Source organism: Streptomyces sp. NPDC030296 (assembly GCF_055572815.1).
On the sequence record NZ_JBVICQ010000005.1, the window covers coordinates 362,743 to 376,271 of the forward strand.

The 13,529-nt window shown below is 74.2% G+C and carries 9 protein-coding genes; 4 read left to right on the forward strand and 5 right to left on the reverse strand.

The annotated features are described in order from the left end of the window. Positions 1–252: 252 nt before the first annotated feature. The gene (locus ACZ4Z3_RS17025) at positions 253–948 is read left to right on the forward strand and encodes an ABC transporter ATP-binding protein (RefSeq protein WP_468501729.1); all 696 of its coding nucleotides are present in this window, start codon (positions 253–255) and stop codon (positions 946–948) included. A gap of 12 nt (positions 949–960) precedes the next feature. Here the strand turns inward: ACZ4Z3_RS17025 and ACZ4Z3_RS17030 are convergent, their stop codons facing one another. The 3 genes from ACZ4Z3_RS17030 to ACZ4Z3_RS17040 all read right to left on the reverse strand — a co-directional run bounded on the left by ACZ4Z3_RS17030 (position 961) and on the right by ACZ4Z3_RS17040 (position 8,296). Further along, on the reverse strand, positions 961–1,929 hold the full coding sequence (locus ACZ4Z3_RS17030) for an ABC transporter ATP-binding protein (protein ID WP_468501730.1): 969 nt from the start codon (positions 1,927–1,929) through the stop codon (positions 961–963). 299 nt (positions 1,930–2,228) lie between these two features. Further along, complete coding sequence (locus ACZ4Z3_RS17035) at positions 2,229–5,057, reverse strand: ABC transporter permease (protein WP_468501731.1); 2,829 nt, start codon at positions 5,055–5,057, stop codon at positions 2,229–2,231. Continuing rightward, on the reverse strand, positions 5,054–8,296 hold the full coding sequence (locus ACZ4Z3_RS17040) for an FtsX-like permease family protein (RefSeq protein WP_468501732.1): 3,243 nt from the start codon (positions 8,294–8,296) through the stop codon (positions 5,054–5,056). Before ACZ4Z3_RS17040 ends, ACZ4Z3_RS17035 begins: the two co-directional genes overlap by 4 nt. Before the next feature lie 177 nt (positions 8,297–8,473). On the opposite strand from ACZ4Z3_RS17040, the gene ACZ4Z3_RS17045 reads away from it, so the two are divergent. Together ACZ4Z3_RS17045 and ACZ4Z3_RS17050 are read left to right on the forward strand one after the other, a co-directional pair. Next, positions 8,474–8,686, forward strand: coding sequence for a hypothetical protein (locus tag ACZ4Z3_RS17045; protein WP_468501733.1), 213 nt, complete (start codon positions 8,474–8,476; stop codon positions 8,684–8,686). Between the two features lie 343 nt (positions 8,687–9,029). Next, positions 9,030–11,486 carry a SpoIIE family protein phosphatase gene (locus ACZ4Z3_RS17050; RefSeq protein WP_468501934.1) on the forward strand — a complete coding sequence of 819 codons (2,457 nt, stop codon included), beginning with the start codon at positions 9,030–9,032 and terminating at the stop codon, positions 11,484–11,486. On the opposite strand, the gene ACZ4Z3_RS17055 is transcribed toward ACZ4Z3_RS17050, so the two are convergent. Then, positions 11,470–11,742, reverse strand: coding sequence for a hypothetical protein (locus ACZ4Z3_RS17055; protein ID WP_468501734.1), 273 nt, complete (start codon positions 11,740–11,742; stop codon positions 11,470–11,472). The two genes, ACZ4Z3_RS17050 and ACZ4Z3_RS17055, sit on opposite strands and share 17 nt — an antisense overlap. 279 nt (positions 11,743–12,021) lie before the next feature. Here ACZ4Z3_RS17055 and ACZ4Z3_RS17060 point away from each other — a divergent pair, with 279 nt between their 5' ends. Beyond that, positions 12,022–12,720 (forward strand): hypothetical protein, encoded by a 699-nt coding sequence (locus ACZ4Z3_RS17060; RefSeq protein WP_468501735.1) that lies wholly within the window; start codon positions 12,022–12,024, stop codon positions 12,718–12,720. 38 nt (positions 12,721–12,758) lie between these two features. On the opposite strand, the gene ACZ4Z3_RS17065 is transcribed toward ACZ4Z3_RS17060, so the two are convergent. Further along, a complete protein-coding gene (locus tag ACZ4Z3_RS17065; protein ID WP_468501736.1) occupies positions 12,759–13,481 on the reverse strand; it encodes a hypothetical protein in 723 nt (240 codons plus the stop codon). Positions 13,482–13,529: the final 48 nt, after the last annotated feature.

A 13,529-nucleotide genomic window follows, 5' to 3' on the forward strand; every position in this document is an offset into this window, starting at 1 on the left:
CCCGGACCGGGGATCGGTGGGCGGCGCGTGCGGTCACGCAGCGCCATGGACGGGCGAGCACCCCAAGCTACCCATAACGGAGCAAGAGTCTGTATGTCACACATCACTGTCGCTATGCATCACATCGGACAATCCGCGTGCACGACCACGACTGGACGTACCCAAGTGCCGTGCGTGCGGCCTGCTTTGCCGGTGGTGTGGGTGGGTGGGATACTGCGCGCCGCGGTATCAGCGGAGCTTACGGGGGGCGCGATGAGCCAGGCGGTGACCACCGCAGCCATGCTGCGGGTGGCGGATGTGCACAAGTCGTACGGGCGGGGTGCGAGCGCTGTTCATGCGCTGCGTGGCGTCTCCTTCGAGGTCCCTCGGGGGGAGCTCGTCGCTCTCAAGGGGCGCTCGGGCTCCGGCAAGACCACCCTGCTCAACATCGTCGGCGGCCTGGACGAGCCGGACAGCGGAAGCGTCACCGTCGACGGGCTGGACCTCGGGGAACAGGGTGAGGACGCCCTCCTCGCGCTGCGCCGGGAACGCATCGGCTTCGTCTTCCAGTCGTTCGGGCTCATCCCCATCCTCACAGCCGCCGAGAACGTGGGCATGCCGATGCGGTTGCGCAGGGCCGACCCGCGTGAGCGGCGGGAGCGCGTCGATCTGCTGCTGTCGCTGGTGGGGCTCGCCGACCATGCCGCGCAGCGGCCCGGCGAGCTGTCGGGCGGGCAGCGCCAGCGCGTCGCCATCGCCCGCGCCCTGGCCAACAGCCCCTCGATCCTCATCGCCGACGAGCCGACCGGTCAGCTCGACGCGGAGACCGGGCACTCCGTGATGGAACTGCTCCGCGCGGTCGTCCGCAGCGAGCGGATCACGGCTCTCGTGGCCACCCACGACGCGACCCTTCTCGACCTCGCCGATCGTGTGCTGGAACTGAAGGACGGCGAGATCACCGAGTCCTGAGACCTGTCGTTCTCACGCCTGGGCGTCGTCGTTCCGTGTGTCGTCCGGGCGGACCGCGATGTGGTCGGGCTCCAGTTCCAGGGCTACGCGGTCACGCATCCCGAGGGCGCGGGTGTACTCGGCGGGGAGTTGGAGGCGGCCGGCCCGGTCGAGCATGGCGTACTCGCGGGCGACCAGGTTCTCCTGGCCGGTGGCGGAGTCGACCTCGCTGTGACGCAGGACCTCCGTCGACGTGCGGCCGTCCCTGATGGCCACGGTCCGGCGGACCTCACTGGCGACGGACTGGTCGTGGGTGACGATGACGATCGTGGTCCCCAGTTCCTCGTTGGCGGTGCGGAACGCGGCGAAGACCTGTTCGGCGGTGTGGGAGTCGAGTTCCCCGGTCGGCTCGTCGGCGAGCAGGACCGCGGGGTCGTTGGCGAGGGCGACCGCGAGGGCGACGCGCTGCTGCTGGCCGCCGGACATCTGGTGCGGTCGGCGGTCGCGGCACTCGGCGACGTCCAGCAGGTCGAGGAGCTCCTTGGCGCGGTCGGCCCGGGCGCGGCGCCCGCCTCGGGTGCTCGCGAGCTGCAGGGGCAGGGCGACGTTCTGCGCGGCGGTGAGGTAGGGCAGGAGGTTGCGGGAGGTCTGCTGCCAGACGAAGCCCACGGTCGTGCGACGGTACGCGAGGCGCTCCTTCGCGGACATGGTGATCAGGTCGTGGTCGGCGACGCGGGCCGCACCGGCGGTGGGCTTGTCCAGTCCGGCCAGGATGTTCATGAGGGTCGACTTGCCGCTGCCGGAGGCGCCGACCAGGGCCATGAGCTCTCCCTTCCGCACGAGGAGATCGAGGCCCTGCAGCGCCTGGACCTCCACGCCGTCGGCGGAGAAGATCCGTACGACCCGGTCGCAGGTGATCAGGGCGTCGTGACCGTAGGCGGCGGCGTTGCGCGCGGCGAGGGCGCGGTCGGCGAGCTCGTGGAAGGTGGGAGTGGTGGTCATCGGCTGCTCCTGGGCGGACGAAAGGACACGGGCCGGTACCGGAGGGGGCGGACAACCGCCGTGCGGATCAGGCCGGGACACGGGACCCGACGGCATGCCGCGCGGATCACGCCGGGGTGCGGAGCCGGGGCCCAACGGCATGCCGTGTGGATCGCACCGAGGCGCGGGGCCCGGCGGCAGGGCGTTCGGGTCACACCGAGCCCGCAGGGACCGGCGGCACCGGTCCCCGTACCGGCGTGATCACGACGGGCGTGATCCGGACGGCGGGCCCCGGGGCTGTTCGACGTGCGGCTCATCGTCTAGTTGTCACCCAGCCTCAGTTCGGTCACCGAGCCGCGTCGGCCGGTCCACCAGGCCTGGGCTGCCGGCACGCCGACCGCCAGCAGCAGCACGGTCAGCGCCGGAACCGCCAGCGAGAGCGGATCCGTGCGCAGCGCGGCACCTTCGAGGCCGGACGGGGAGGCCAGGGCGATGGAGGCGAGGTCGATGCCGGGTGACAGCAGGTGGATGCCGGCCCAGCCGGTCAGCACGCCGCCCGCCGCGGCCAGGAACGCCTGTGGGAGCGCCATGAGGATCAGCAGCCGTCGGCCCTGGGAGCGGCTCATGCCCATCGTGCGCAACCGGGCGAGCAGCGCGCTGCGTTCGGGCGCGGTGCGCAGCACGGTCAGGAGGAGGGCGAGGACCGCGTACCCGGCGCCCGCGGCGACCGCGACGACGTAGAGGCGTTCCGCGCCGGACTGCAGCGGTGAGTCGACGTGCCGCGCGCGTTCCTCCGCGCGCAGCCGGACGGATGCGCCGGTGCCGTCCGCCGCCGAACGCAGCGCCCGCCCGTCCAGGGTGTCGCCGGTCAGCAGCAGGGTCGTCGCGTGCGCCGCCGCGCGGGGAAGCCCGGCACGGTCCACGATCAGGAAGTCGTCGCCGATCACCGCCGGGGTGTGTTCCCGGACGAGGACGACCTGGACGGTGACGGAGGTACCGTCCGGGAGCAGGACGGCGTACGGGCCGGTGCCGTACTCCTCGGCCACTCGGGGGGAGGCCAGCGCGGGCAGCGGCCGATCGGCGCCGTCGCCCGCACCGGCGTCCTCGCCCTCGCCCCGGCCCTTCGCGTCGACCTCGTTCCCACCCTCGCGCGCGTCCGCGCTTCGTAGGCTCGCCGCGTCGAAGGCGCCCAGTCCCGTGCGGTGCGACAGGCGCGCGTAGGCGGCGGGGTCCACGCCGGCCAGCGGGACCGGCTGGCCGTTCTGCTGCGGTTTCGCCTCGTGGGTGACGCTCGCCGCCGTCACGTCCCGTACGCCGGGCAGCCCACGCACGCGTTCGGGCAGGGCCTTCGGGAGTCGGCCGGTGGTGGTCTCGACGCGGCCGTCGGCGCCGACGTCGAGGAGCGCGGCCTGGTCGCGGGCCGCCGTGACCCCCGCCAGGACGGAGCCGCCGAACGCGGCCGTGGTCAGGGCGCTGAGCAGGGCGAGCAGCGGCAGCACGGCGAAGCCGGGGGCGCGGGCCACCTGGGCCAGCGACAGCGGGATCACCAGGCCGCGCAGGCGTGCGGCGGCCTTGCTGAGCGCGCGCAGCGGCAGGGGGTGCAGACGGGCCAGCAGCAGAGCCGCGACCACGCCGGTGAGCAGGGGGGCGGCGGCCACCAGGCCGGTGCCGCCGGATCCCTGGCGGCGCAGGGCGGCTACCGCGCCCGCCGCGATCACCAGCACCGTCGCTTCCACGACCGTGCGTCGCCGCGACGGCCGGGTCGCCGTGAGGTCCTCCCGGCCGTCGTGCATCCGCACCGTGCGGTGCGCCGCCACGGCCCGCAGGGGCAGCGCGAGGCAGGCGAGCAGGGTGACGGCGAGAGCGGCGGTGACGGCGGGTGCGGTGCGGGCGTCGGGCAGGAGGAGCAGTGCGGCGGTGAGTCCGAGGGCACCGGCCGGTACCGCCACCGCCGCCGTCTCGGCCAGCAGCCGGGCGGCGAGGCGTGGCAAGGAGGCGCCGCGGGCCCGGAGCAGGGCCAGTTCGGCGCGGCGGCGATCGGCCGCGACTCCGCCGGCCATGGCCAGGACGATGACGGCGAGGCTGCCGGTCCCGACGGCGGCGAGGACGAGCAGTGGCTCGATCCCGGAGCGCAGTCGGGCGTGGTCGGCGAGGACCTCGTCGAGGTTCGTCTGGGCCTCCAGCTCGTCGTCGACGGCCGCCCGCAGGCGCTGCACTCCCGGGCCCGACTCGAGAGCGGCGACGGCGGACGCCAGCCGGTCGAGATCGTGGCCGCGCAGGGTGGCGACGTCGGGGGCCACGTTCCAGTACCGGTCCGGCCGGCCGGGTGTGCCCAGGAGGGCCGGACCGGCGTCGGGGGCGAGGAGCAGGCCGCCGAGCCAGTAGACCTCCGCGAGCTGGCTACCGGGTAGACGGCTCAGTGCGGGGGTGCGCAGTACCGGCAGTGCCGACCAGTAGGCGCCGTCGGGGCTGCGGGGGACGACGATCCCGGTGATCCGGACGGCGAGCGGGCCGCGTCCCGAGCCCGGTACGCGGATCACGGAGCCGACCTTGATGTTGAGCGTGCGGGCGGTGTCCGCGGTGACGGCGGCCTCGACGCTCTCGGTGGCCGCGGTCACCGGTTCGCCCGAGGTGCGGGGCAGCCGGCCTGCCGAGAGGCGGGAGTGGGAGGCGAGGTCGTGCTGTGCGGCGAGCACCACTTGGGCGGGCAGACCGGCGGGCTGGGCCAGCCAGGATTCGGAGGTCTCCAGGGGGACGGTCGTGCGTACGCCGTACGACGACTGCGCGCGGTCGGGAACGAGCGGCGCCTCTGCCGCGGCCAGCACCTCGGTCTGTGCCTTGGCCAGCGGACCGGCGCGCAGGAGGGACTCCATCTGCTTGAGCGACACCATCCAGGGCGGCGATGCCTGGATCTGCACAGTCGTCCGGTCGGGACGGGCCTGTTCGATGGCCCGGCGCAGCCCCGCGTCCCCGTACCGGTCGACGGCACGGGGGTACGCGGCGGCAAGCGCGGCCGTCACGGCCACCAGCAGCGCCAGGGCCACCGAGGTACCGGCGAAGGCCCTCAGCCGGGTCCGCAGCCCGGCCCCCGCGTGCGGGGGCGCCGCCTCCGTCCCCTTGCCCTGAGGGGGCACTGGTCGCGCGCTCACCGCGTCACCTCGTCCCTGAGAGTCGTCGTCACGGGTTTCGCGCGCCGGAGCGCGAGGGCCACCGTCACCAGGGTGGGGCCCGCGGCGAGTGCCGCCAGCAGCGCGGCGAGCCGCAGGAGCGGGAGTTCGACGAGCACCGGCGGGAGCGGCCGGGTGGCCTGCCCGGTCAGGACGACGAGCGGCACGAGCGCGTACGTCAGCACGGCGCCCAGGGCCGTGCCGACCAGCAGCGCCAGGGCCACCAGCACGCCGTGTTCCGCGGCGACCAGCCGGGCGAGCCGGCGACGCCGTGTCCCGAGGGCGCGCAGCACGGCGAACTCGCCGTCCCGGGCGCGGATCGCGCCCGCCGCGCTCACCGCGAAGCCGAGCGAGGCGAAGAGGACCGTCACGGCGGCCGCCGCGACCAGCGCGGCTTCCGGGGCAGCCCCGAACGGGTCGTCGCTCAGCTGCGCCGCCGTCTCGTCGCGCACCATGACCTGCTCCGGGTCGATGTCGGGCAGCGCCCGTAGGGCGGCCGCCGTGGCACCGGGGGCGCTCGTGCGCAGCCACCACTCGGTGGGCTTCAGGCTGGTTCCGTGGCGGGCCTGCAGTACCTGGTTGAGGGCGCGGAGATCGACCATCAGAGCCCCGCCGTCCTGTGCGGTGGTCTCCGTCGTGGGCAGGGCGCTCGCTGTGCGGACGACACGTACGGGCACGGAGTGGCCCTCGAAGGTGACCTGCAGACGCTGGCCCTGACGGGTCCCGGACGCGGTGAGGTAACGGTCGGTGGCGACCGCGACGACCTCGGGCTCGGCGGGCTGGGTGACCTTCAGCCGGACCTCCAGCGGCGAGGCGGGCGGTGACACGTCCGGCGGCTGGTACCCGGTGCTGTACGTCATGGTGACGGGCGCCGTGGAGGTGATCCGAGGGTGCGAAGCGATGGCGTCGTCGTCGGGGACGGAGGGCGTGTCGGCCTCGATCGCGGTCGTCCACTTCGTCGGCAGGGTCAACTTCTGTTCGTGGCCGCCGCCGGCCGCCGCGGTCAGCGTGTCGAGGACCAGGCGGTGCCGGTGGGGTCGGCTGAACGGCTGCGGCGTGGTCAGTTCGAGTCCGGACAGCGTCAACGGGCCGCGGGCACCGTTCAGTTCGGGGGTCAGCTCGTGGGGGCGGCCGTCGGCGGGGAGGTGGCCGGACGGTATCTCGTAGGAGGTGCCGTGGCGGTCCAGCACCGTGAGGGTGACGTCCGCGCCCTGCCCGCGCGGGGTGCTGTGCAGGGTGGCGGTCAGCGTGAGCCGGGTCGTGCCCTCGGGGATCTCCACGTCGGCGGGCGGCGCACCGCGCGGGGCGAGCCCGGCGAGCAGCGGGCCGTCCGACAGGTCCCGCCGTGCCCGTACCACCCCGGACGCCCGAGCCGTGTCCAGGGCGACGACGGTCGCGGTACGGCTGCCGGAGAGTGCCACCGTGCCACGGGCCGCGGGGACGATCGCGTCGACGTGCGGGAGGTCCGTGTAGACGTCCGTACGGCCTAACCCGTCGCCGCCGGAGGCCAGGACCCGTACGTCGGCGCCCACGCGGAAGTCGGCCTGGTCGGCCTGGGAGCGGTGCCAGGACGCGCCCTGCCCGATCGCCATGACACCGAGCGCCACGGAGATGACCAGGAGCAGCACAGGGCCCGCCCCGCGCATGGGCCGGCGGCTGAACTGCCAGCCGACCATGGCCGCGGTCAGGCCGCGCCCACGGGTGAGGAGTCGTTCACCGATCCGCGCCAGGAGGGGCAGCGACCGCAGTACCAGGACCGTTCCGGCGAGGAGCACCAGGGCGGGCGCCACGACCAGCAGCGGGTCGACGTCGAGGACGCCCTCGCGGTCGGCGGTGACGGCGCCGGAGTCCCGGCCGGAGAGCATCCAGAAGGCGACACCGGCCACGGCGACCAGTCCGAGGTCCGCGCCGGCGCGCAGCGGTGCGGGCAGGGCGGCGGCCCGAGCCGTGGCGAGGGACGCCCGCCACGCGGGGACGGCCACCGCGAGCGCGCACAGCGCGGCCACGCTCACGGAGACCACCCACACCTCGGGCCGGCCGGCGGCGGTCAGGTCGACGCGCACGCCGGTCCTGCCGAGCGCGCCCTGCGCGGCCAGCAGCCCCGTCAGCGGTCCCGACAGCAGCGGCGCCGTCACCACCGCCGGCACGGAGATCAGCACGGCCTCCAGCGCGGCGAGGCCCGCCAGGCGGGCCCGGGTGGCGCCGCGCGCTCGCAGCAACCCGGTCTCGTCCATGCGTTCGGAGCTGAGCAGTCCCGCGACGAGCAGCAGGGCGCAGGCCGCGAGCAGTCCGAGCTGGGCGGCGACGATGAGCATGCTGGAGCGGGTGACGAGCAGGGAGCGTTCGACGCGGTCCAGTACGTCGGGCAGGGCGGTGGCCGCCGTGGTGGCGCCGCTGAGCGCGGGCCGCTCGCGCAGCTTCGCGCTACCCGAGCGGACGCCTTCGCGCAGCGCGCCGATCCGCTCCGTGGTCAGCGAGGAGTAGTCGGCCGACACCAGCCAGCCCGACGAGCCGACGCTCACCCGGCCGGACGTCGGCACGCCGGCGGCGGTGAGGAGAGGGCCGTAGGTCGTGAAGCTCGACGCCTTCACCCCGCGGCCGCCGAGGTCGTCCAGCTGCCAGTACGGTGCCCCGACGTCGACCGGCCGGTACACGCCGGTGACGAGTACGCGCACGGCCGGGCCGTCCAGCTGGTCGGTGACGGTCAGCCGGTCGCCCGGCTCGATCCGAAGCTGTCGGGCGGCGCTCTGCGGGAGCGCGACCTCCAGGGGCCCCGAGGTCGCTCCCTTCCGGGGGAGCCGTCCGGCGACGGCCCGCACCTGGGTGCGGTCCAGGGCCGCGAAGTGGGTGAGGTCCGGGTTGCCGCCCCGCTCGGAGGCCGGTCGCAGTGTGGGCGGCAGGGCGTAGGGGCCGGATCGCAGCAGTGTGCGCACCTTGACGGGCAGCCCGGCGAAGATGGTGCGGGAGTCGGCCCGCACGGCGTCGTCGGCCGCCTGCCTCTCGTCGGCCGGCACGTCGGCCTTGACCACCAGGGCGGCCTCGGCGGCGGTGCGTTCCTCGGCGAGCGACCGGCGCAGCGCCGCGTCGCCGATGGCGCTCGAGTAGGCGGTGAGCGCGGCCAGGACGGCCGTCGTCGACAAGACAGTCAGCAGTACGGCGCCGAGCAGCGCGCGATGCGCCCACGCCCGCAGCACGATGAACCGCAACACGCCTGCCGGCACGGCTCGTTCCCCCACCAGAACCCCCCGTTTCCAACCGCACGGACCGGACCGCTTCGCGGCGTCGGTGGCGTGCGGGTGACAGAGGGCATTCTACGACCGACTTTGGTCGCCTCGTGATCGCTTTCGGTCCACCTACCTTCTCCAACTTGCCTTTGTCAGACGATGCTTGGCACGCGCTTGCTTCGCCGGTTCCCTCTCGGGCGCAAGGACGCAGCCCGCGACCGGCAGCGGATCGTCGATGCGGCCCGGCGTCACGTCGACGACGGCACCCCGCTGCGGCTGAACGACGTCGCCCGCCTCGCCGAGGTGGGGGTGGCCACCGTCCACCGGCACGTCCCCACCCCCGAACCGCGGTGCCGGCTCGGGCCCTGGCCCGCGCCGAGGAACTGACGACCGGGCCGGACACGCTCGCCGGCCGGCTACTGGATCTCGCGCACATGGCGGGCGCCGTCCGCGACGTGGTCGCCCGGGACGACCTGCTGCCCCTCGCGTCTGAAGGTGATACTGCGGGGGCTGCGCGGTTGAGCCCCCGCCAGGGTGGGCGGGGGCATGCGTCGCGCGGCCTGCCCGCCGTCCGCCCAGTGCTCGTCGCTGCCCCGGAGGTCCCCGTCGCGGTCCCCGGCGGATCCTGTCGAAGCGCCGGGGAACGTGAGCGGATCTAGGCTGGAGACACGGGCCGGCAGAACCGGCCCTGGCGGGCGCGGCTGTCCGGACGGAGGCGTGACGCGTGGAGATGGCCGGCAAGCAGGACGCCCCCACCGCCGCCGTCGTGGTCGACGCGGACGGCGTGGTGAGCGGCTGGAGCGAGGGAGCCACGCTGCTGCTGGGCTGGACGGCGGCGGACACCGTCGGGCGCCCCGTGGCCGAGCTGCTGGCCGATCCCGTACCGCCCGGCTTCCCGGCGGACCATGGCGTCGGCCCCGACCCCACGGGGTTCGTCCCCCTCCGCCACCGGGACGGATCCACGGTGGACGCCGTGGTGGCGGCCCACCCCCTGCGCGGCACCGACAGCCGGGCACTGGGCCACGTCCTGACCGTGCAACGCTGGGGGCGCCGCCCGGTGATCGCCGACCGGGCCTTCGAGCAGTGCCCCTTCGCTCTGGGCGTCTACGACCCCGAGCTGCGGTTCCTGTGGATCAACGCTTCCTCCGGCCGGGTGATCGCGCACACCGAGGAGCAGGTGCTCGGCAAGAAGTACCGCGAGGTGCTTCCCGAGTTCGACCGCTCGCTGTTCCCCGAACGGGACGACAAGCCCTATACCGACGCGCTCGCCGAAGTGGCGAGGACGGGCGAGGCCACGCGTCTCATCACCGTCTTCCGCCCGCGCGGCAGTGACTACGCCAACGCCTGGGCCACCAGCATCTGGCCCGTCCGGGACGCCGAGGGCAACGTCCGCGCGGTCGCCAACTGGGGATTCGACATGAGCGCCGAGTACTGGGCCCGGCAGCGTCTTCTCATCCTCAACGAGGCCAGCGGCGGCATCGGCCGGACACTCGACGTGATCGGCACCGCCGAGGAGCTGGCCAGGACCCCCGTACCGGGATTCGTCGACCTCGTCACCGTTGACCTCTTCGACGAGGTGCTGCGCGGGGAGGAACCGCCCTCGCCCCCCGCGCTCAGCCCCCGCGAGGCCCTCACGCTCAGCCGCGCCGCCCGGCACAGCGCGAGGGACGACGACTCCTCTCTCCCCGAGCCCCCCAAGCCGGTCAGCCACGCCGCCGGCTCCGTGGCCGCCCGCTGCATGGCCACGGGCAGGTCCACGGTCGAGCTGACCGCGCAGTCCGGGCAGGGCGGCGAATGGGCGTTCGGGCCGGGGCTCGCCGCCGACCCGGCCCACTGGCCGCCGGGCAACCCGGTGATCGACGAGTCGCTCGCCGAGGACGGACTGACCGGCCGGATCACGGTGCCGCTGCGGGCGCGCGGCGCGCTCCTCGGTGTCGTCGTGTTCTCCCGCCGGGACCGGCCCGAGGCCTTCACCGCCGACGATCTGATCCTCGCCGAGGAGCTGACCGCGAAGGCGGCCGTCGCCATCGACAACGCCCGCCGGTACTCACGCGAGCGCACGACCGCGCTGACCCTGCAGCGCAGTCTGCTGCCGCAGCGGCTGCCGAGCCAGGAGGCGGTCGAGGTGGCCTCCCGCTATCTGCCCGCCGGGACCGGCTCGGAGGTGGGCGGTGACTGGTTCGACGTCATTCCGCTGTCCGGCGCCCGTGTCGCCCTGGTCGTCGGCGACGTCGTCGGGCACGGCCTGCACGCGTCGGCCAGCATGGGCCGGCTGCGCACGGCGGTGCGGACCCTCGCCGACGTGGACCTGCCGCCGGACGAGCTGCTCACCCATCTGGACGATCTGGTCCTGCACCTCTCCAGCGACCACCAGCCCGGCGGGCACTTCCAGCCGACCGGCGAGTCCGGGGCCACCTGTCTGTACGCCGTCTACGACCCGGTCTCGCGCCGTTTCACGGTGGCGAGCGCGGGCCATCCGCTGCCGCTGGTCGTCTTCCCGGACGGCGCCAGCATGCCCGTGCCCGCGCAGCCGGGGCCGCCGCTCGGCATCGGCGGGCTGCCCTTCGAGGCGACCGAGGTGGAGCTCCCCGAGGGCAGTCTGCTCGCCCTGTACACCGACGGCCTGGTGGAGAGCCGCGAACGCGACGTCGACCAGCGGATCGCCGAACTGCTGCGGGTCCTGCGGCCCTCCGCGACGTCACTGGAGACCCTCTGCGACACGGTGATGGACGCCATGCTCCTGCCCGATCGCCGGACCGACGACGCGGCCCTGCTGCTCGCGCGCACACACGCGCTGGATCCCCACCATGTCGCCGACTGGGACGTCGAGGCCGACTTCGCGCAGGTGCAGCAGGCCCGGCAGGCGGCCGTCGACCAGGTGGAGGCGTGGGGGCTGGTCGAGGCGGCGTTCGTCACCGAACTGGTCGTGAGTGAGCTGGTCACCAACGCCATCAGATACGGCGAGCCACCGATCCGACTGCGCCTGATCCGTGACACCGCCCTGATCTGCGAGGTCTCCGACGGCAGCAACACCGCCCCGCATCTGCGCCGGGCGCGCGCCTTCGACGAGGGCGGCCGCGGTCTGCTGCTCGTCGCCCAGCTCACCCAGGGCTGGGGCACCCGGCACACCAGCGACGGCAAGACGATCTGGTGCGCGCAGGCCCTTCCGCTCAATAGCCCTGGGTGATCGTCTTCTCGCGCAGCATCCTTGCCAGTTCCTTGTCCGACAGCGGGTGCAGGGTGTCCAGGAGACGGCGCAGGCCGGGCTCGTCGAGGAACTGGCTGGAAACCTCGACCTCCGCGCCGTGGTGCCGGCGGACGAGGCTGACGGCGAGCGTCGCCCGCCGGGCGGGCACCACCGCGACCTCGGCCTTGGCCCTGGCTCTGGATGCGGCTTCGGTTCCGGCGCTCGTTCCGGCTCTGGATGCGGCTCTGATGTCCATGGGTGCCTCCCCCGTGACTCGTGGTCAGTGAGCAGAGGGTAGGGAGCGTCCGCGTCGCCCGGCATCGCCCGCGCCCGCTCCGGTACGCGGTCATGACATTCGCGACAGCCACGGCGATACGCACCCCGGTCGGGCGTTGGGGAGCGCGTTACAGAACAGGGACAACTCGGTGCAACCGGGTATCACCCGTCCGCGTCTCCGACCGTGCCCGGCGGAAGGGCCGGGCCATGGCGCGACGGAGTGTGACGAGTGAACCGATCCAGGGGTTGTGCGAGACGGATGTCCCAGACGGCCGCCGCGGCGCTGATCGCGGGGCTGGTGGTGGCCTGCGGGCCGAAGGACCTGGCTCCGGGAGAGTCGGGCGGGAGCGGGAAGCCGGGCAAGGCGTCGAAGTCCGCGACTCCCACGCCGGCGAAGACGCCCGGCGGCCCGAAGAAGACACCCGGTACCCCCACCAAGACCCCGTCCTCGAAGCCGAGCGGTACGACAGCCGGTGGCGCCAAGGCCATGACCTGCGCGCAGTTGCAGAACGCGTCCCTGGACGGCGGAGGGCTGGAGGGGTACGGCATCGCGGGGGCCTCCCTCAGCGCGGGCCGCTGGGAGGGTCCGGACGGTGTGGTGATCGAGCTGCAACCGCAGTGCGCCATCGGTGACATCACCGGGGACAGCGCGGCCGACGCCGTGGGCGCGCTGAAGATCTCGACCGGCGGTACGGGCAAGTTCTACACGCTGGTCACCTGGCGCAACGACGGCGGCACCCCCGTGCCCGCGGCCGCCGCCGAGCTGGGCGACCGCACCCCCGTGGTCTCCATCGACTTCCCGTCCGCCGGGCCGCCGCGACAGGTGACCGTCGTCTACCGGACGCGCGGCGACGACGATCCGGCGGCCGTCGTCACCCTCACCCGCACCGCGGTGTACGAGGTCAGCGGCGCCTCCATGGTGGAACTGCACCACAGCGACGCCCCGTACACGCCGTAGCGCCAGGAGGAGTCGCCGTTCACAGGAGGAGCCGCGGTTCAGGAGGCGGGGCGGGGGTCGATCCACAGCGACTCGGACGCGGCGCACAGCTCGCCCTCGGGTGTGGTGAGCGCGACGCCCATCGTGTGCTTGCGGCCGGACTCCGAGAGCAGCCAGGCGTACAGGAGGTACGGCTCGCCCGCGGCGACCGGCCGCAGGACCGTGCCGGTGAGGGAGGCGGTGACCGCGCCGGGGCGCTGGGTGCCGAGGAAGCGGCCCGCCCAGTGTCCCGGGCAGTCCAGGGCGCCCCAGACCAGACGGGTGGGGAGCAGGCCGTCCGGGTCGGCGAAGACCGGCGACGGGGTCCAGGCGGTGGCCACGACGTCCTGTCCCGGCACCGGTCCGCAGTAGACGCGCAGGCCGCGGTCGGCGGTGCGCAGGCCGCAGCCGAAGCAGTCGACCACACCCGGGGGCGGTGTCGCGCGGAACCTCTCCGCCGCGGCGGCCGCCTCGTCCCAGGAGGGCGCGGCCGGCACATCGAGCGGCAGCTCGGCGGGGCGGGCGGAGGCGAGGGGCTGTTCGGCCTCGCCCAACTCGACGCCGCCGTCCGCCGTTTCGGCGATCCGTACGGGCACCTCGACCGGCACCGGCCCATGGAAGTCCACCCGTACCGTCTTCGCCTCGGACCGTTGCGCCAGAGTGCCAGCGACATAGCCCCCGAAGGCCACTCCGGGGTAGCCGACGTACAGCTCCGGCACCACGATCGTGTCACTCGTCGTCATGATCCCCACTTCACCACATCCCGGGGATCACGCTCGGCCGACCGGCTG